The sequence below is a fragment of the Terriglobia bacterium genome (assembly GCA_020073205.1).
GTDB lineage: Bacteria > Acidobacteriota > Polarisedimenticolia > Polarisedimenticolales > JAIQFR01 > JAIQFR01.
The window spans coordinates 1-17,060 of record JAIQFR010000093.1 but is presented as its reverse complement, the minus strand read 5'-3'; the positions used below and the strand labels follow the sequence as shown (position 1 = coordinate 17,060).

Sequence of the window (17,060 nt, the reverse complement as noted above, 5' to 3'; positions counted from 1 at the left end):
TGGACAAGCTCGCGGAAGTCCTGGCCGAGCTCGAGACGGCCGGGGCGGATCTCGATCTGACCGGCTTCACCGAGGTCGAGATCGAGGACCTGCTCCGGGGGTCGGACGATCCGATCGACGGCCTGACCGACCCCGACGCGGTCCCCGAGCCGCCGGACGAGCCGGCCACGCAGGCGGGCGACTTCATCCGCATGGGGGAGCACCGGCTTCTCTGCGCCGACGCCGCGAACCCGATGAATCTGGAACTGCTCCTCGGGGTCGACCGGGTGCAGCTCGTGCACACTGACCCGCCCTACAACGTCAACGTGGAGCCCCGCAGCAATAACGCGATCGCGGCCGCGGGAAAGTCGAAGGGTCACCACCAGAACCTTGACGTGTCCCGCCACCCCGAAAAGGCGAAGCCGACCGGGAAGATGAGGGCGAAGGACCGGCCGCTGGTGAACGACTTCGTCGCGCCGGAGGAGTTCGAGCGTATGTTGCTGGCCTGGTTCGGGAATCTTGCAAGGGCGCTCGACCCCGGCCGGTCGTTCTACTGCTGGGGCGGCTATGCCAACTGCGCCAACTACCCGCCGGCCCTCAAGGCGTCAGGGCTCTACTTCTCCCAGGCGGTGATTTGGGTAAAGGAGTGGCCGGTCCTGACCCGCAAGGACTTCATGGGAAACCACGAGTGGTGTTTCTACGGGTGGCGCGAGGGGGCGGCGCACTACTTCAACCCCGAGATCACCAACGCCACCGACGTGTGGTCGGTGAGGAAGGTCGCCCCGCCGGCGATGGTGCACCTGACGGAGAAGCCGGTCGAGCTGGCGGAGCGGGCGATGCTCTACTCGTCGCGGAAGGGGGAGACGGTTCTCGACCTGTTCGGAGGCTCCGGCTCGACGCTGATCGCTGCGGAACGTCTCGGGCGGCGGTCGTTCCTCATGGAAATCGACCCGGCCTACTGTGACGTCATCGCTCTGCGTTGGCAGGCGTTCACGGGGAAGAAGGCCGAGGGGTGGCGCGGGAACGCGTAGGCGCTGTCCGGGGAGAGTCGCTGTGGCACGTCATTCGCTCAAGACGCGGGAACAGGCCCGCGAGTTTTACCTCACCGGCGAGGTCACCTCGGTAGCGGAGATCGCCCGCCGGCTCAAGGTGAAACCGCACACCATCGCAGCGTGGAAGGGGGAAGAAGACTGGGAGGGCCTGCGCCTCAAGATCGGCAAGCGCGCAGCGGAGCAGCTCGTGGAGCGACTCGCCACCGAGCGTGTCAACTTGAACGCGCAACATTTCAAACTCTGGAATGCGGTCGTGGGCCGGCTGTTCGGTTCGCTTCAGAAGGGCAGCCTCGACTCGGACGGGATCCGCGACCTCGAGAAAGTGTCGGGGATTCTCGAACGAGCGCAGAAAGGGCAGCGACTGGCCCGCGGGCTCTCGATGGATGGGCAGACCGAAGAGCAAATCCGGGCGGAGGCCGAAGCCGAGGGCCGCGCCTTGGCGGACGTCTTCATCGACGCTGTCAAGGCGGAGGTCGCCGACGACGGGGTTCGGGACCGAATCTGCCGGGCCGTTCTCGATCGCCTTCCGGTCGAGGACGAGGAGGCCACCTGAGATGCCGCACCCGATCGGCGTGTCCAAGTTGACGGGCTACGTGCGTGGCCGCGTCTCGGAACTCGCCCTCCCCGCGACCCGGGCCGTGAGCGAGCCGCTCGCCGCGTGGGCGACCCGTCGCATCCGCCTCGACGGCCGGCCGTTTCGGTTCGAAGGGCACGAGTATCTGCGGGCGGTGTACGACGACACCGCGCCCCACATCGTGCTCACTAAAGCCGCCCAAATCGGTGGCACGACCTGGGCGATCCTGAAGTCGATCCACGCCTGCGTTATGGGCCTCCACGTCATGTACTTCTTCCCGACCCGGACCGACGTCTTGGAGTTCTCGAAGTCCCGCGTCGGCCCGCTCCTCGCCGACAACCCGTTCCTCGGGAAACTCCTCCGCGAAACGGACACGGCCGGGTTGAAGCGGATCGGCTCGGCGTACCTTTTCCTACGAGGGATGCAATCCACGGTCGGGATGAAGTCGGTCCCCGCCGACATGGTCGTGTTCGACGAGCTCGACGAGGCCACGCCGGAAGCGAAGAGCATGGCCCGGGAGCGGCTCGGACACTCGGACTACAAGCGGATCATCGAACTCTCGAACCCCTCGCTCCCGCACTACGGGATTGACGAGGCTTACCAGGCCTCAGACCAGCGGCACTGGACGGTGCGCTGCGCCCACTGCACGACGTGGACGGCGCTCGACAAGGAGTTTCCGGTCCGGCTCGGGGAGGAGGTGCAGATCATCCGCCAGCGAGAAGACGGGAGCTACTACCGAGCCTGCCCGCGGTGCGGCGAGGAGCTGAATATGGACCTGGGGGAATGGGTAGCCGACTTTCCCGACCGCCTCATCCACGGCTACCGCATCTCGCAGCTCTACTCGTCGAAAGTGGACCCCGGGGAGATCCTGGCGGAGTACAAGAAGACGAGGTTTCCCGAGCGGTTCTACAACTTGAAGATCGGGATCGCCTGGGCCGACGTGCAGAACCGGCTCGACGCTGCCGCCGTCCTGGCTTGCTGTGCCGAGGCCGGGCTGCTCGAGCGATCGGACACGGAATGCACGATGGGCGTCGACACCGGCGACCTGTTGCACGTCGTCGTCTCCAGGTTTGTCGGCGAGTCGGATGGTTCTCGGGAGGTGATCTATGTCGGTGCCGTGCAGGACTACCCCCAGCTCGACGACCTCATGAAGAACTACCGCATCCGCCGATGCGTGATCGACGCGCTGCCGGACATCCACGCCACGAGGGCGTTCGCCAACCGGCACCGGGGCAAGGTCTGGCTCAACTACTTTCAGGAGACTCAGCGAGGCGCCTACCGATGGGACAACGAGCAGCGCATCGTCTACGAGAACCGCACCGAAGCCCTCGACGCGAGCCGGCAGGTGATCCGCGATCGAAAAGTCGTGCTCCCGCGGGCCGGCCCGATCCTGCAGGAGTTTGCGGAGCACCTCGCGGCGGACGTGAAGCGGCTTCACGAGGACGAGGAGACGGGTGCCCGGGCGTTTCGGTACGTCAAAACCGCGACCAACCACTTCTCCCTGGCGTTCACCTACGATTGCATCGCCTGGTCTAGGGACAGGTCGTGGGGGCCGCGCATCGCCTTACCTCGGCAAGCCGAGTGGCGGTACGACGAGATCCTGGACGCGCAGTGGTGAGCCTCGGAGGGGACCGCCCGGGCCCCGCCGGGGGGTACGTTTATCGCGAGATCCGGGCCTTCCAGGGTGCACTTATGGTGGGGGAGAGGCCTTCCAGAGTGCAATTATCGAACGAAATCGGCGCGCAGAGTGCGTTTATGGGGCAGTTTTCGAGGGCCCAGCGGCACGAACTCGCGAATCTGCCGGTCGCCTCGAAACAGATAACTACTTGAACCATCAACGAGTTAAGTTCTGTGGCGATCCTTTCGCCCCCCTCGCCGAAGCGTTTCTTCGGGCCCAAAACTGCCCCTAGAATGCCGGTTGGTGCTCCGGAAGACCCCGGACGGCCCCCCATCTGCCGGTCACCAGGTCCACGGAACGCTTCCCAAACCGCCGGGAAAGCCCCTAAACTGCCGCTTGCAGTTGGCGAGGGTGGGCCGCATGTCCGGCTCTGACCGTGAGGGGACATGCGGCGGAGCTTGGGTACTTCGCTGCGACGCACACCACGCCGGATGCCGCAGCGAATAGTCGGGAAGTCGGTCAACGCAAGGACCACCACGAATACCCGCCCCTCAGTTGCATCCTCAGTGGTGCAAGACGCCTGATTCACTTTCTACGCTACCCGTCCTACAATCCCACCGCAGTATGTAGGTTCTCGCTGTCCAGCCGGCATCCTGGGATCCTGGCGAAAAGGCGGCTTGTGTCGATGCACCCAATGAAGGCGCTTCTGCTTCTCGCGGCTGGCGCCGTTCTGAGCGTGGCTGCGGGAGCGATCTGGCCGACGCCATGGCCTCTCAAGGTGTCGATCGCAGTGATCGTCGTCACGCTGGTCATCGCGGCGTACGCATCCGATGCGCCGGCCAAGTCCTGGCGCGCAATCGAGAAACTGAGGCGTCGCGCGAGATGGCTGCCGCCGAGGGTCGGAGTCCTTTGCGATCTAGATTCGGACCCGAACAACCCGGAGACGTTCGCCTGGACAATCCGAAGCCCGAGTCAGTGGGTAGACGAAATCAAGAAACTAGCCGTGGCTATCGGAACGAAAATCCACGTCAAGCAGATCGAGGCTTCTTCGAGTTTCGAGCCGTATTCAGCGGTCCTCAACCCCTACGGTGGTGTATACCCAGAATTGGAGCCCGATGCTCTCGGAACCCTCAACAAGATCGCGGATTACGTGAATCGCGGCGGGCTGTTCGTCAACGTGGCGGACATTCCCTGCTACTGGTCGCACAATCCCAGGATCAACCGGAAGATCGATGCAACACCGTTCATGGGATTTGACGAGGCGGGACGGCCAATCCGCCCCTTTTGGAAGTCGCCGATCGTGGAAAAACTGGGCTTGTGGATTCGGAAACCTAACGCAGACGATTCGAACTGCACGGTCGACGTCGAGTTGGCGGACAAGTTCGCGCATATAGACGACGACCTTGCGCGTGTTCGCGTCGACCGCATGGTCGTGTGCGAGAGGAACGTGGAGCCGATCTTCCGACCGATTCGGGTAGGTGACCTGTCGTTCACCACGTTCTTCTTCGCAGGTTACGGGAAGGGTCGTTTTCTAATTTCGCTGCTGTTCATGGGCGCGACCCATCCCGAGAACAAAGGCATGCCGCGACTGATCGGAAAGGTCCTGCTGGATGCCGTAAGCAAGTACCGGTCATGAGTATGACGAGACGGCGGCACAGGACGAAGCGCTCACGCGGGGCGCCAGCCGGAGTTGCACAAGACTGACGATCTCGCCGAAGCGTCGCGCCGCCCTCAAGCTCCAGGGCCAGTACTTGGGTCACCTGCGAAAGCTGAAGCCACGGCAGAAGGCGCAGGTCAAGGCGGTGCGGGCGGAGAAGGGATTGCGCGCGCCGATTGCGATGGCGAAGGGGTTGGCTGTGCGGTGACGCTTGCCGATCACGCTCTGACCCGTGAACGCTTGTCGCGACCGCCAAACTATGAGGCCTACACCTGGTCGAAGAGCTTCCGAAGTTGCTCCGGTAGCTTGATCCCCTTCACCCTGCCTCTCACTGTCTCGTCGGTGAGGTCAAGGCGTTTCTCCGTCTTCCCGTCGAGCATTACGAGCTCGATGCGACCAAACTTGTGCCCATGCCGCTCGGCGAACTTCGCCAGACCAGCAGCCTTCGTGGGAGCATCCGCAAGCGCGATGGTATGGGGGTCGATGATGTCTACCACGAGGCGCCCGCCGTCTGAGCGAACAATGAGGAAGTCGGGGTACAGGGGACGGTAGTCCCCTTCAACCTCGTAGGGGATGCACAGCGCCCACGGCTTCCGGTCGGTATTTCGTAGCCAGCCGACCACGCTCTTGTTGCCGAGTTCGCGCTCGAGGATCGACGTCTCCGGCTTGTTGAACGCGGCGGGGAACGAGCCATTCTCCGTGACGTACAGGTGCTTCTCCCACGACTGGTCAGCCTGCTTGCTGTAGATCGTGGCCGGGTAGATGAGCGAAGTCAGCTCGGGGTCGGCGGCGAGGCTTCGGACCTCGTCGTAGATGGTGCGGCTCGCCTCGTCCAGCTTCTCGATGGCCGACCAATGGAGCTTTAGCCACTTCTGCACCCTCTCCGCGGCGACCTTCTCCAGTTTCCGCATGACATCGGGTTCGATGCAGAGCGCGAACAGCTCGAGCTTCGCCTTCTCCCTGTCTGCGGGGGAGCCCTTCACACGCACCCTCCACCATGCCTTGTGCAGCCCCTCGCTGAGCTTCCGACCCGCGGCCTCGAAGAGGTCCTCGACGTTCTCGGACGCGATGTCGACCCGCACGGTCCTGCCGTCCCGAATGGCGTCCGTTCCGACATCCCAGTTCACCGCCTCGATTTCAATCTGGCCCTTCTCCTCGACGATTTCTCTGAAGCGGCTCGTCTGCCTCACCTGGTCGTACTCAGCGTTGAGCACTTTCAGCATCTCGTCTTTAGCCGTGGCGCTCGCGTCCTCGTCGATCTCGTCATTCGTCAGCAGGCGCGCCAACTTCATCAGGCGTCGCACGTGGTTCGCCTTCCGCTTCCGTGGCACAACGTACGAGGGCAGGGCCGAGAGCGCCGCGAAGACCCTCTCGAGCCCCGCGACCCGCTGCAACTCAACGACGTCCTCGCCCTTTTCGACGTCGATGGGTGCCATGCCTTCGTCAGGTTTCGAGAGCTTGGCGATCACCCGGTCCAGACCCTTCGCATCGTAGTGGGGCAGGTAAAGGGCGACGGTGTTTAGCACCTCGTCATCGACGATCCGGCGAGCGAGGGGTGTCCGAACCATGCGCCCAACGAGTTGGGCGATGTACGTCGAATCAGCGGCCGCCCGGAAGGACATCATGACCTCCGCACGCGGGCAGTCCCAGCCCGTGTTCAGGCTGGTCTTGAAGAAGACAACGCGGACGTCCTGGTCTTCCTGGATGTCCGATGGGGCGAGGTACCGAAGGCTCTCCCCGTCGACCATAAGCGTTGTCCCCTCCTGGAATGCGTGGGCGAATGCGTCGTTGGGGAGGGTGCCGAGCACGTCTCGAAGGAGCCGGATGCCCACGGCGATGTCGGTCTCCGAGACCCGCCCCTTACCCCCGGCATCCTCCACCTGCACCACGAGGAGCGGCAGCACCGTGTACTCCTCCTGCGTCACGCAATAGGCCGCCCAGTGCGCGGTGAAGATCTTCAGCGCATACGCCGCCTCCCGCAGCATCGTCATGTCTGCGGTCTGTTCCTTCCTCGGGTGGTGCAGGACGATGGTCTCCTTGATCAGCCCAGAGGCCCGCACGTCGGCGACGTCGACGTCCACGGGACGGTTTGCCCGGCTGGTGCCGACGATCAGCTTGTTGAAGCGCTCCGGTGTCGCCGATATACCGACAACGACCGGGACGGGTGGCAGCTCACCCGGAGACCCCTTGATGAACTTCTGAATGATCGTGGCTGCCTCGGCCTCGCCCTTCTCCTCGGTCATGCCACGGTGGGCCTCGTCTACTATGACGAAGAACTTCCCCGGCCGCGCGTCGATGGTGTTCCGGATGGTCTCCCAGATGCTGTAAGTGCGCTCATCCCCCTGCGTGACGAGGCCCTTGTCCTTCCCTAGCTTCTGGATGTTCAGGAAGTGCACCGCCCCGGCGCGCAGCATCTCTTGGTCGAATGAGGCGTCGACGATGATGAGGGTGTCCACGGTGAGAACCGAGCTCGTCGCCACCATCTTTTTGCGCGTCTGTTCGTTCAGCTCCGGCTGGTCGGTGATCCAGAGGAACGTCGCGTCGACGATCGGGGCGTGCTCATCGTCACCTGTGAGCAGTAACTCGATGGCGCTTGTTAGCATGACCGTCTTGCCTGACCCGGTCGTGGAAGAGAGGCAGACGGCCTGGCGATCGCCGCTCCTCGAGTCCCTGGCCGCGCCACGCACCTGCCGGACGAGCCGCACGACCGCTTCCTCCTGAAGCTCCTTCAGCATGAGCTTCATAGGTTCTGCCTCGTGTTGATCCTGAAGTTCCTCAGATAGTCCCGGTAGAGCATCGAGGTGACCAGGCGGGGCGGGAGGGCTGCCCGCATCTCGGCGAACGCGTCCTCCGAGTCGGTCACGATCCAGACGTGGCTAAGGTCGGGGCGACTCTCCACCGCTTTGCGGAACCTGCGGAACTGCTCCTCCCGGAAGAGCACCGCGTACCGCGACCCCTGCGGCACGAGCATCCCAGAGTCCTCCACCGCCTTCCCGCGATCCCCCACGCCGCCAGCGGCGAGCCAGAGCGCAGGGAAGATCGCCTCGAATTGGCTCCCGAGGTCAACCTCGTCAGGATCGAGGTAGTCGACGCGGAAGAACTCCAAGTTCTCCTCGAAACCCCGCGCGACCGGCCGCCCGTCGATGTGTGCGCCAACGACTTTCTTACCGTCGGGACGCACGCCGGTTATGACGGCCTGGCAGCGGGGACGAGTCGCCTGCGCGAAAATGCCGTGCTTTTCGAAATCTGAATCGCCGTGGTAGAAGCCCTGCTTGTGCAGAATCCTCGCGACCTTTTCTTCCACCTCGTTGTTGGTGACCAGCACGGATCGGCGCGAGCCTCCATCCTCCGCGTTCAAGAGGCACGTCGCGTGGAATGTGGTTCCCGACCCGGCGAAGAAGTCGAGAATCAGAGCGTTCGGGCGGCTCCGAACCACGGCAGCGAGGCAGTCCTTCACTGCGTACACGGACTTCGGGAACGGGAACAGCCCCGGTCGGCCGAGGAGCTTCTTCAGGAGCTCGGTGCCATGCGTCCCGGCGTCATGCGCCTTCTCCCACCACACAGTCTTGAGTTTCCGCGTGTTCTTCTTCGGAATGCGGTAGTTGATCGTCCAATCGTCACGTTTCTCGTGATACTTCCCTAGAAACACGTTACCCTGGTCGATCATCGACTGCATGGAGGGGGGAATGAAGCCCCAGCACCGCTGTCGGCCTTCGCTGTCGATAGGCCAGATGGGGCGGAGACTACCGACCCTTCTGAAGTTCGGTGCTCTGTTCAGCGGAATCGACGACCCGACCCGCACGACCGTGCGCTTCTTTTCATCAATGAAGATAGGGTAGAACTGGTTTGGTCGCTTCTCTCGGTAGGAGGACGACTCCGCGCCGCCGCCCCTGCGTCGAGCGTGCCTGTACTCCCACTCGTCGGCGGACTCCTCGGCGGCACCATCAGCGGCCTCCGCCTCTTCCACGTCGTCCTCATCCTCTAGAGCCTCCGCATCCTCCTCCTCAGCGATGTTGGTCTCGGTAGTCTCCTGCTCTGCGATGTGAGAGGGGGACCGGAGGATGATGTCCTGACCCGTGTCGGGCACGACGAAGAAGGCGAACTCGTCAACGGGCGCGAAGTTCGCCTTCTCGCGGCCCTTCGGGTTGATGACGATCGTGATCATGTAGTGGAGGTACTGCGGGAAGGTCTTCTCCATCAGCATGCCGAGGTGGTTCACCTCGTGCTCGTCGATGGTGCAGATGAGAACCCCGTCTGGCTTGAGCAAGCGCTTCGCAAGGCGCAGTCGCTTCTCCATCATCGAGAGCCACTTGCTGTGCCGCCAGGCGTCCTTCTTGTCCACGTATCGATTGTTGTACTTCCAGTCCCTGGCACCGGTGTTGTACGGCGGGTCGATGTAGATGCAGTCCACCTGGCCCTCGTAGAGGTACACGAGGAGCTGCAATGTGTGGAAGTTCTCGCCGTTGATGATCGCGTGGTGTGGCCGGTCGACTGGTCCGCGCCGTACGGAGCCAATGGGGGTGAGGGTGGGAAAGATAGGGTCGCCGAAGCGCTTGATGAGCATGAGGTCCTTCGCGGTCGCTATCTCAACCTCTCCCCCTCCCTCGGGCTCAATCGTGACGCCGCCGCGACTCCGCAGGGCCTTCACCTGGTAGAGCGTCCCATCGGGGTCACTACGCCGCTGGACCGTCGACCCCACGGCCGGGGAAATGTGCAGCAGCGCGCTCGTCTCAGGGACGTGCTCCTCGAAGACCAGCCCGAAGCGCTGGCGTCGCTTCATGTCAGCGAGCGCGGCCTCGAGCTTCTGTCGGAGGGCCTTGTCGGCTATTTGCGTTACGAGGTCGTCGATTCTAGCCATGTCGCTCCGTCATTGCGTCTGTCCAGCCCAGATGGTCGGACGAGAGAGGATGAGCACCCGACTGGGATGCCTTCCCCATTGCTACCCGTATCGCCGCATCGATGTCCTGCTCCGACCGCGTCTTCCTCACCTCGGCAGGTAATCCCAATAGGGGTCCTTGCGGCCCCTCCCCCATGTACAGTGCTCTGGCCCGCATCCAGTTACGGGCGCTCTCCGTCCCCTCGGCCGGGCCGTCCACACCTCTCCCGAACGTGCGGCACCCGAAGCATACCCGGAACACCGCCGGGCAAGAACTCGAACTCCCGCGTCCCCCCCCTTGGCCTGGGGCCGGCACGCTGCTCGTCCGCCCCGCCCTCCTTCGCCGCGCTGATGTGGTCGATCCCGTAGCCGGGGCAGCACATCGTCCGGGCGCTCGTCTTGCTGCTGTGCCTGGTCTGCCCGCGGTGCCTCAGCGGTCCGTTTCTTCGGGCCCAGTGCCGACCAACGGTTCTCCGCCGTCCGCCGCTCTCGGGCCGACCTCAACGTCCAGGGCGACGGCGCGGCCGGCCGACGTCAGCTCGTAGAGCCGGACACCTCGGATCTCAACTCCCGGGCGCGTCGCCTTTCCGTCCTCGTACCTGCCAACGAGCTTCAGGAGCCGCGCGGCGACAAGGCCCTCGAGAGGATCCGCGGAAATGCGGACGCGCTTGCTCCCAGCCAGGACGCTCACGTCGTTGTCCAAGGTCACCACGGCGGTGATGTAACCGCGCGAGCGGAGGGCCGCCACCAGGATCTGGCGCTGGAGGTCGGTGAGATCGGTCATTTATTTGCCCTGATACCCGCGACGAGGCCCCGACGCCAACGTGACGCTGTGAAACCTTGTACACCGAACCTCGGCGGCCGGCAAGGACGGATTCGAAGGGTAGTTAGCCAGTCACTCGAGTGTTGCCGAGGTCCAGGACGTCGGGGATACTCGGTCGCATGTGCGCCCGCTTCACTCTCATGCTGCCATGGGCCGAGGTGGTCCGGATCCTGGGCGGCCGCGCCGGCGTTCACGGCAAGCCGAGCTGGAACGTCGCGCCGACCCACCAGATTGCGATCATCGAGAGCATGGGTTCCGACCGACACCTGGTGAGCGCGCGGTGGGGTCTCTCGGTGCCGTGGTCGACGAAGCCGATGATCAACGCGCGCTCGGAGACCGCCGCCCAGAAGCCCACGTTCCGAAAGGCCCTGCAGGAGCGGCGGTGCTTGATTCCGACCACCGGCTTCTACGAATGGCGAGCCGAGGGTGGTCGGAAGAAGCCCTATCTGTTCCGCCGGCCAGATGGGGCGCCATTCGCCTTCGCCGGGATCGTCGACTTCTACAAGACGGAGGGTGGGGTCGCCGCCGCCTGCGCGATCCTAACGACGTCGGCGTCGGGGTTCATGCGACAGTTCCACGAGCGGATGCCGGTGATCCTCGATGAGTCGGCGTGGGATGCGTGGCTCGACCGCTCGCAGACGGACGCGGCGGCGGCTACGGAACTGCTGAAGCCAGCTCCAGAGGACCTGTTGATCGCCGTCCCTGTGTCGCCGAGGGTTAACAACCCGCGGGTCAACGACCCGGACTGTGCCGAGCCGGTAGGGGAGGCGATTCGGCCCAAGGTCGGGTGACCAGCGCGCCTGGGAGCGCGGCGCCCATCCCCATCCAAAGACGGGACGGTTCAGCCGCTACGCCTCCGGTCGATCCATCCAGAGCCTCCGGTCCTCGTGCAGGATGCCCCAGGCCCCGATCTGTGCACGCCACTCCTCGGCTTCGCGCGGCGTAACCCATTCGGCTGTCTCCATCGCGGCGAGCAAGCTGAGGACATCCGGCAATTCACCGGGATCGAGGTCCCGGAGGATCGCGTCGATGTTCGTGCGGTTCATGCCGAGAACTTACCGCGATCCCGGCGACGGGGCGTGGGGTTGGGTTGCCGGGATGCAACCGGGGGACGCGCTACATCCTTCCGCTAGTCGCTCGCCTTCGTTTCGTGTCCGAACTGCCACGGCTCGGTCGCGCCCCTGTAATGCCCTGCTCGATGTGGTCGATCACGTATCCGGGGCAGCGGCCGGTGGGCACTGGCAAGCGGACAACCGCTGCCGGAGCTACTGGCAGATCGCGTCGAAGGCGCCGGTCCCGTCGATCACTTCCTTGCACGTCAGGCCGGAGGCCGCGCAGTCCTCGTGGACTTCCCACTGATGCGACGAGGCGTTGCAGTACTCGACGACGTTCCCGTTGCAACGCCTCCCGTTCGCGGGACAACGCAACGGCACCGCCAGCGAGTTCCCGATGTCCGAGCAACCGCAGGCGGGAAGCAACGTCAATACGAGTAAGGCCCATAGGCCCTTTCTACTCTTCACGACCTATCACCCCCATCTCGTAACGGACGGACGAGCCAACGTCCGTCGTGGTCACCCGGCGCGGGCCGTCGTGAGCCCTGGAAAAGAATAAGCTCCCGTTGCTTGGGGGCGCAGCCGGCCTTCTCCAGCGCCGCGAGCAGCCGAATGGCGCCTGGCAGTTCCTCTGGATCGAGGTCCCAGAGGACCGCGTCCATGTCGGTGCGGTTCATGCCAAGAATGTACAGCGATTCGGTCGGCCGGGGAGAGGTGTGGGTTGCGGGGAAGCGATCGGGGGACGCGCTATGTCCCGCCACCCGCCCTTCGCCTTCGCTCCCGTCCCGGCCTACCTCGTCTCGTCCGCGCGGCCCTCCTTCCGCGCCTCGACGTGCTCGATCACGCAGCCGGGGCGGCGGGTGGTGGTCTTGCCTGCCGCTGGGTACAGGTGCGAGCGCCTGCACGCGCGTTCGGCGTGAGCGCGATTCGTGTGGCCGAGGCCGATTCGCGAAGCGCCCGGGTTGGTCATCTGACGCGAGGTGGCGCTGCGAGCGGCTTGAATTCGCCTGGGCACCAGGAGGAGAATGGGATGGGGTGGCGGGCTTTGGGGTGTGGGGCAGGATGACATAGCATACCACTACCGGACGGCGCCGCGGATTCGCTGCTTGAAGTTACTATCCCGCACGACATTACTCGTCCAGTTCACCGGAGTTTGACAGCGAGAGGAACGCGGGACATGCGTTGCTTGGCCCGAAACCGACGATTCGAGAGATGCGGCACCAACACCAGGCTGTTTTACTGTCGACGACATTGGCGGCAACCTTTCGCGGCAATCTTCCTCTTGTCGTCCGTCGTCGGGGTCTATGCTGGCTTGTACCATGATGTTTTCCGGCCGGTGCTCGAGTTCTTTCACACCGCCGATGACGCCCCCGCGAAACAGCCGCAGCGAATTGCGTTGATCGTTGGCAATGCCCACTATCGGAACAGCGACACCTTGCAGAACGCCGCTGGCGACGCAGAAGCCATCGCAGCCAAGCTCGCGTCCCAACAGTTCGACATCATCAAGGTCATCGACGCCGACAGAGACTTGCTACTGCTTCGGATCAAGCAGTTTCAGGCGATGTTGGCCCTCGGAGCAATCGGAGTGTTTTACTACTCCGGGCACGGAATGCAGATCGACGGTCAGGATTACTTGGTTCCGACAGACGCCACGTTCGAGGCCCCGGATTCGAACAGCCGCGACATCGTCTACATCAACCCGGCAAGAGTAAGGGGTGCAATCAACATAAGCGAAATACTGAAACCCGTAGACACGATCATTGAGAGGCACCCCAAGAACAGTGGCTCGCTGATAATCTACGCTACGGCTAGCGGTGGACGCGCATGGGACACCGTCAATGGTCAACCGCATTCCCCTTTTGCCACAGAGTTGCTTGCCGCGCTAGACCAAGCCGACCTCGAGGTCGTCGACGTGTTCCGCTATCTGTGCAAGAAAGTACCAGAGCGTACTCGTGGCACGCAGATTCCGTGGATGGCGCTGTCCACCGATGCGCGCTTCTACTTCAATCGTCCTGATCTTGATTCTAGTATCGGGATTTTGAAGATCCTCCTTCTGGATACTTGTCGAGATAATCCACTTCGGCCGGCTCTCACCCCCGAAGAAGTTGAAGAGTTGAACCGGATGCGGGGATCGTCGCGCCGACGCCGATAGCCGGGTGATCAACGGGGAAGCCACCTGGTCGAGTCGGGTCGACGACGCGGGCACACGGATGGACCCAACTCTGACGAGCGGTTCACGACGGGAGCGACGGGGTTCAAACCGTTCCGCGCGGGTAATCGCTACGCCTCCGGCCCATCGATCCAGAGGTGCGGGTCTTCGCGGAAAACCTCAAGGCGGCGATATGGCCCCGCCACTCCGAGGCCTCCCGCGCCGACACCCAACCGGCTTTCTCCAGCGCCGCGAGAAGGCGGAGGGCGTCGGGCAGCTCCTCTGGCTCGAGGTCCCACACGAGGTCGTCGATGCGCGTGGCGGCCATGGCGAGAACGTACCTCGAGGTGGGGTCCGTCGCGCACGATGACGTTGCGAGGGTGGGACGGCCCCACGGAGGCGCCGCCGATGTCGAGAGGGGGGATGGGCGCGACCACGGGCGTTCCTGTGGTAGGCTCCGCCCCAGAAGACGTTCGCGGCGTCGTCACGGGGGGCACTGATGGCGAAGTGCCGTTATTGCGGTCAGGGCGCCGGCATCTTCCGGAACTTCCACAAGCCTTGCAAGGCCCGGTACGAGGCGGGATGGGAGACGATGGTTTCCTCCGCTTCGAAGGCCGCGCGAACAGGGGACGGTCTCGACACGCTCGATGGGGATCTCGCTCGCGAGGCCGAGAGCAGCTTGGTCCGGAAGGAGTCCATCCCGGAGTCGCTCGTCCAGGGGTGGGAGCGGGCACTTCACGACTGTCTGGAAGATAACGTCCTCTCGGCAGACGAAGAGTCCAAGCTGATGGCCTTCGCGCAACGATTTTCGTTGACGCAGGAGCAGTTGAACGAGCGAGGTGCTTACCGTCGCGCCGCGATGAACATCGTACTTCGAGAGATCCTTGAGGGAAAGACGCCGAGAAGTCCGACAATCTCGGGAACCGTCCCCTTCAACTTTCAGAAGTCCGAGTCGCTCGTTTGGGTCTTCACCGGGGTGAGGTACCTCGAAAGCCGGACCAGCCGACAGTACGTGGGAGGGTATTCGGGCGTCAGCGTTCGCGTCATGAAGGGCGTCTACTATCGCACCGGGGGATTCCGGGGGCGACCGGTTGACACGACGCAAACCGTCCAGGTTGACGCTGGGATTCTAGGGATCACGACCCAGAACCTGTACTTTGAGGGGACCTCCAAGCGTTTTCGGATCCCCTACACCAAGATCGTCAGCTTCGAACCCTACACCGATGGCATCGGCGTCCAGCGGGACGCGATGACGGCGAAGCCGCAGACTTTCGTAACCGGGGAGGGCTGGTTCGTCTACAACGCCGTGGTAAACCTGGCAAAGAGGTAGCCACCGCGCCTCGCTGCTTCCCGGGCCGCAAAAGAAGCGAGCGGTGGGGAGACACGCTTGGCAGAGAGATTGTTGGAATGGGACTTCGATGCGAGAACACTGTTCTGGGCGATCCGCTGCCCATTCTCGCTCCCGGCTGATCCAGCGAAGCAGTTCGCGGGATCGCCTCTGGCTCATCCGCTGTACGCCTCGACATGGCGTTGTCGGCTGCTCAGGACCGCCTTCCCCGAGTTCGTACTCCATGGGAACAATGGCGCGCTGGTCTGTACCCCCGACAACATCATCCGGTGTCTGAGCAGTGGCCTCGTCCTTGAGGCGCTGGTTCTGACCATAGGCTGGGGTTCGATGACAAGGACGTTGGACCATGTGTATACGGAAGACCTGAAGGTGATGGAGCGCGTTCTCCGACGTGCTACCGCCTCGATCGATAGGGCGGGCAGCGTTGCGCCTGCCTGGGCCAACCTCCGGAGGAACCTGAGCTGGACCGCGACGATGGCATCAAAGTTCCTTCACTTCGCCGGACGATCTCTCGGCTTTCGCGTCAATCCGCCGGTTCCCATGGACAACGAGGTGATACTGCAACGAGCCTGGCCGAGGTTCAAGCATGCCGCCGCGCTGGAGCAGGAAGAGCACGACCTGCTGAATGTGCCGCTGCCCCGACCGTGGGGGGACGCAACGCAAACGTGGGCTGGCTACAGCCGATACGTTACGGCGGTGTCCTGCTGGGCGGCGGGTCGAGGATGGACGACGACGGAATTGGAGAACACGTTGTACGAAGTGTACAAGGATGGGTAGTCAGAAGGGGTGGGGTCCTGGGGCTCCTTGGGTTGCCAGTCGCCAGGCTAAGTAGGTCACTCGCTGCTCGCGAACACCGGCCGACGAGTTCGAGCCGGCCGCAAGGCCACTGTCGATCCGGCTTATGGGTCACCGCGCCCCGCCCGTCGTTACCCGCCCCTTCCCCCTCGAGCGCGACCGGCGTATGCTCCAGGGCAGCGGGGGAGGGGCGAGGGAGTCGCCCAAGCACGCTCTCGAAGGCAGAAGTCGCCTCGGCGCGGAAATAGCTAGCAAGCGGGGGGCGCCGCACGGCGGGTCGCTGAGAGCGCTCGTCAGGCGCACAAGGAAACAGTTATCGCGATGAGCACCCTCACCTTCACGGTCTCAATCCCGACCGACGCCGGGTTCGTAGGTCGCCGATGTGCCTCTCTTGAGTGCCGTCGATACTTCAAGCTGCATCAGAAGTCCATTCGTGCCACCCTTCACTGCCCTTACTGCGGTGCATCGGCCGCGGCGAGTGAATTACTGACTGATGACCAGCTCAGCCATGTTCGTCGGCAGGCTGAAGAGCAGGCGCGGGAGCATTTCTTCAACCAGGTCGATACAGAGTTTTCCGACCTGGCCCGAAAGAGTCGCGGGAACGAGCACGCATCCTTCACGCACGAGCACATCAGCTATCACGCCAGGCCGGTCATTCCAACCTACTCAGAGAACTCAGTCGACTCCGAGCTATTGTGCCCCGAGTGCCAGTGCCGTTTCCAGGTGTACGGCGTGTTCGGTTATTGCCCTGGATGTCGAACGGAGAATCAGCTGATCTACGACGCGAATTTGGCCATCCTCCGGCGTGAGTTTTCAGCGAAACCCGGCGAGACGCGGACGCTTCGTCACGCATATGCGGATCTTGTGTCGATGTTCGAGTTTCATTGTCGACGGGCCGCACCTCAGGAGCATCAACTGACTATCAACTTTGGTTCCTCTCCGAAAAGTGTGAAGGCTCCGTAAGTGGTTGAAATGCAAAGCGCATCGGCTGTCCGGCTACCCTTCGTGGGTGTGTATGCCTGCGAAAGGAGGGCCGGGACCGATGCGCCTGGAGACTTGTATCAGGAAGGGGCTCCGCTTGAAAGCCCACCGCGTGCGGGAGGTCCGGGAGGAAGCCGGGCATCTTGTCGCGGAGAT

At 63.5% G+C, this 17,060-nt stretch carries 15 protein-coding genes; 9 read left to right on the top strand and 6 right to left on the bottom strand.

Annotated elements, in window-relative coordinates; translation table 11 throughout:
* The 4 genes from LAO51_16080 to LAO51_16065 form a co-directional block, all read left to right on the top strand.
* Positions 1-1,010: chromosome partitioning protein ParB (locus LAO51_16080; GenBank protein ID MBZ5640264.1), on the top strand; the 1,010-nt coding region annotated here is incomplete at its 5' end.
* Positions 1,011-1,032: 22 nt separating this feature from the next.
* Positions 1,033-1,584, top strand: coding sequence for a hypothetical protein (locus tag LAO51_16075; protein MBZ5640263.1), 552 nt, complete (start codon positions 1,033-1,035; stop codon positions 1,582-1,584).
* Position 1,585: 1 nt separating this feature from the next.
* Positions 1,586-3,223 carry a phage terminase large subunit family protein gene (locus tag LAO51_16070; protein ID MBZ5640262.1) on the top strand — a complete coding sequence of 546 codons (1,638 nt, stop codon included), beginning with the start codon at positions 1,586-1,588 and terminating at the stop codon, positions 3,221-3,223.
* Positions 3,224-3,917: 694 nt separating this feature from the next.
* On the top strand, positions 3,918-4,859 hold the full coding sequence (locus LAO51_16065; protein MBZ5640261.1) for a hypothetical protein: 942 nt from the start codon (positions 3,918-3,920) through the stop codon (positions 4,857-4,859).
* 287 nt (positions 4,860-5,146) lie between these two features.
* Here LAO51_16065 and LAO51_16060 read toward each other — a convergent pair whose 3' ends face one another.
* From LAO51_16060 to LAO51_16050, 3 genes are all read right to left on the bottom strand, one after another.
* Positions 5,147-7,624, bottom strand: a complete 2,478-nt coding sequence (locus LAO51_16060; GenBank protein MBZ5640260.1) for a DEAD/DEAH box helicase family protein — start codon at positions 7,622-7,624, stop codon at positions 5,147-5,149.
* On the bottom strand, positions 7,621-9,738 hold the full coding sequence (locus tag LAO51_16055; GenBank protein MBZ5640259.1) for a hypothetical protein: 2,118 nt from the start codon (positions 9,736-9,738) through the stop codon (positions 7,621-7,623). Before LAO51_16055 ends, LAO51_16060 begins: the two co-directional genes overlap by 4 nt.
* Before the next feature lie 448 nt (positions 9,739-10,186).
* Positions 10,187-10,540, bottom strand: coding sequence for a hypothetical protein (locus tag LAO51_16050; protein ID MBZ5640258.1), 354 nt, complete (start codon positions 10,538-10,540; stop codon positions 10,187-10,189).
* A gap of 158 nt (positions 10,541-10,698) precedes the next feature.
* Here LAO51_16050 and LAO51_16045 point away from each other — a divergent pair, with 158 nt between their 5' ends.
* Positions 10,699-11,370, top strand: coding sequence for an SOS response-associated peptidase (locus LAO51_16045; GenBank protein MBZ5640257.1), 672 nt, complete (start codon positions 10,699-10,701; stop codon positions 11,368-11,370).
* A 57-nt stretch (positions 11,371-11,427) separates the two neighbouring features.
* Here the strand turns inward: LAO51_16045 and LAO51_16040 are convergent, their stop codons facing one another.
* Positions 11,428-11,625 carry a hypothetical protein gene (locus LAO51_16040; protein ID MBZ5640256.1) on the bottom strand — a complete coding sequence of 66 codons (198 nt, stop codon included), beginning with the start codon at positions 11,623-11,625 and terminating at the stop codon, positions 11,428-11,430.
* 219 nt (positions 11,626-11,844) lie between these two features.
* On the bottom strand, positions 11,845-12,099 hold the full coding sequence (locus tag LAO51_16035; GenBank protein ID MBZ5640255.1) for a hypothetical protein: 255 nt from the start codon (positions 12,097-12,099) through the stop codon (positions 11,845-11,847).
* An 868-nt stretch (positions 12,100-12,967) separates the two neighbouring features.
* On the opposite strand from LAO51_16035, the gene LAO51_16030 reads away from it, so the two are divergent.
* Entirely contained in the window at positions 12,968-13,783 is an 816-nt protein-coding gene (locus LAO51_16030; GenBank protein ID MBZ5640254.1) for a caspase family protein, read from the top strand.
* Positions 13,784-13,886: 103 nt separating this feature from the next.
* On the opposite strand, the gene LAO51_16025 is transcribed toward LAO51_16030, so the two are convergent.
* On the bottom strand, positions 13,887-14,108 hold the full coding sequence (locus LAO51_16025; protein ID MBZ5640253.1) for a hypothetical protein: 222 nt from the start codon (positions 14,106-14,108) through the stop codon (positions 13,887-13,889).
* A gap of 171 nt (positions 14,109-14,279) precedes the next feature.
* On the opposite strand from LAO51_16025, the gene LAO51_16020 reads away from it, so the two are divergent.
* From LAO51_16020 to LAO51_16010, 3 genes are all read left to right on the top strand, one after another.
* The gene (locus tag LAO51_16020) at positions 14,280-15,110 is read left to right on the top strand and encodes a hypothetical protein (protein ID MBZ5640252.1); all 831 of its coding nucleotides are present in this window, start codon (positions 14,280-14,282) and stop codon (positions 15,108-15,110) included.
* 57 nt (positions 15,111-15,167) lie between these two features.
* The gene (locus tag LAO51_16015) at positions 15,168-15,905 is read left to right on the top strand and encodes a hypothetical protein (protein ID MBZ5640251.1); all 738 of its coding nucleotides are present in this window, start codon (positions 15,168-15,170) and stop codon (positions 15,903-15,905) included.
* Positions 15,906-16,244: 339 nt separating this feature from the next.
* Positions 16,245-16,886 (top strand): hypothetical protein, encoded by a 642-nt coding sequence (locus LAO51_16010; protein MBZ5640250.1) that lies wholly within the window; start codon positions 16,245-16,247, stop codon positions 16,884-16,886.
* Positions 16,887-17,060: the final 174 nt, after the last annotated feature.

What these genes read in the sequence shown, in the direction of transcription:
- LAO51_16050 (MBZ5640258.1), bottom strand. Translation starts at nt 10,540, where the DNA reads ATGACCGATCTCACCGACCTCCAGCGCCAGATCCTGGTGGCGGCCCTC.
- LAO51_16055 (MBZ5640259.1), bottom strand. Translation starts at nt 9,738, where the DNA reads ATGGCTAGAATCGACGACCTCGTAACGCAAATAGCCGACAAGGCCCTC.
- LAO51_16045 (MBZ5640257.1), top strand. Translation starts at nt 10,699, where the DNA reads ATGTGCGCCCGCTTCACTCTCATGCTGCCATGGGCCGAGGTGGTCCGG.
- LAO51_16025 (MBZ5640253.1), bottom strand. Translation starts at nt 14,108, where the DNA reads ATGGCCGCCACGCGCATCGACGACCTCGTGTGGGACCTCGAGCCAGAG.
- LAO51_16060 (MBZ5640260.1), bottom strand. Translation starts at nt 7,624, where the DNA reads ATGAAGCTCATGCTGAAGGAGCTTCAGGAGGAAGCGGTCGTGCGGCTC.
- LAO51_16010 (MBZ5640250.1), top strand. Translation starts at nt 16,245, where the DNA reads ATGAGCACCCTCACCTTCACGGTCTCAATCCCGACCGACGCCGGGTTC.
- LAO51_16020 (MBZ5640252.1), top strand. Translation starts at nt 14,280, where the DNA reads ATGGCGAAGTGCCGTTATTGCGGTCAGGGCGCCGGCATCTTCCGGAAC.
- LAO51_16040 (MBZ5640256.1), bottom strand. Translation starts at nt 11,625, where the DNA reads ATGAACCGCACGAACATCGACGCGATCCTCCGGGACCTCGATCCCGGT.
- LAO51_16065 (MBZ5640261.1), top strand. Translation starts at nt 3,918, where the DNA reads ATGAAGGCGCTTCTGCTTCTCGCGGCTGGCGCCGTTCTGAGCGTGGCT.
- LAO51_16070 (MBZ5640262.1), top strand. Translation starts at nt 1,586, where the DNA reads ATGCCGCACCCGATCGGCGTGTCCAAGTTGACGGGCTACGTGCGTGGC.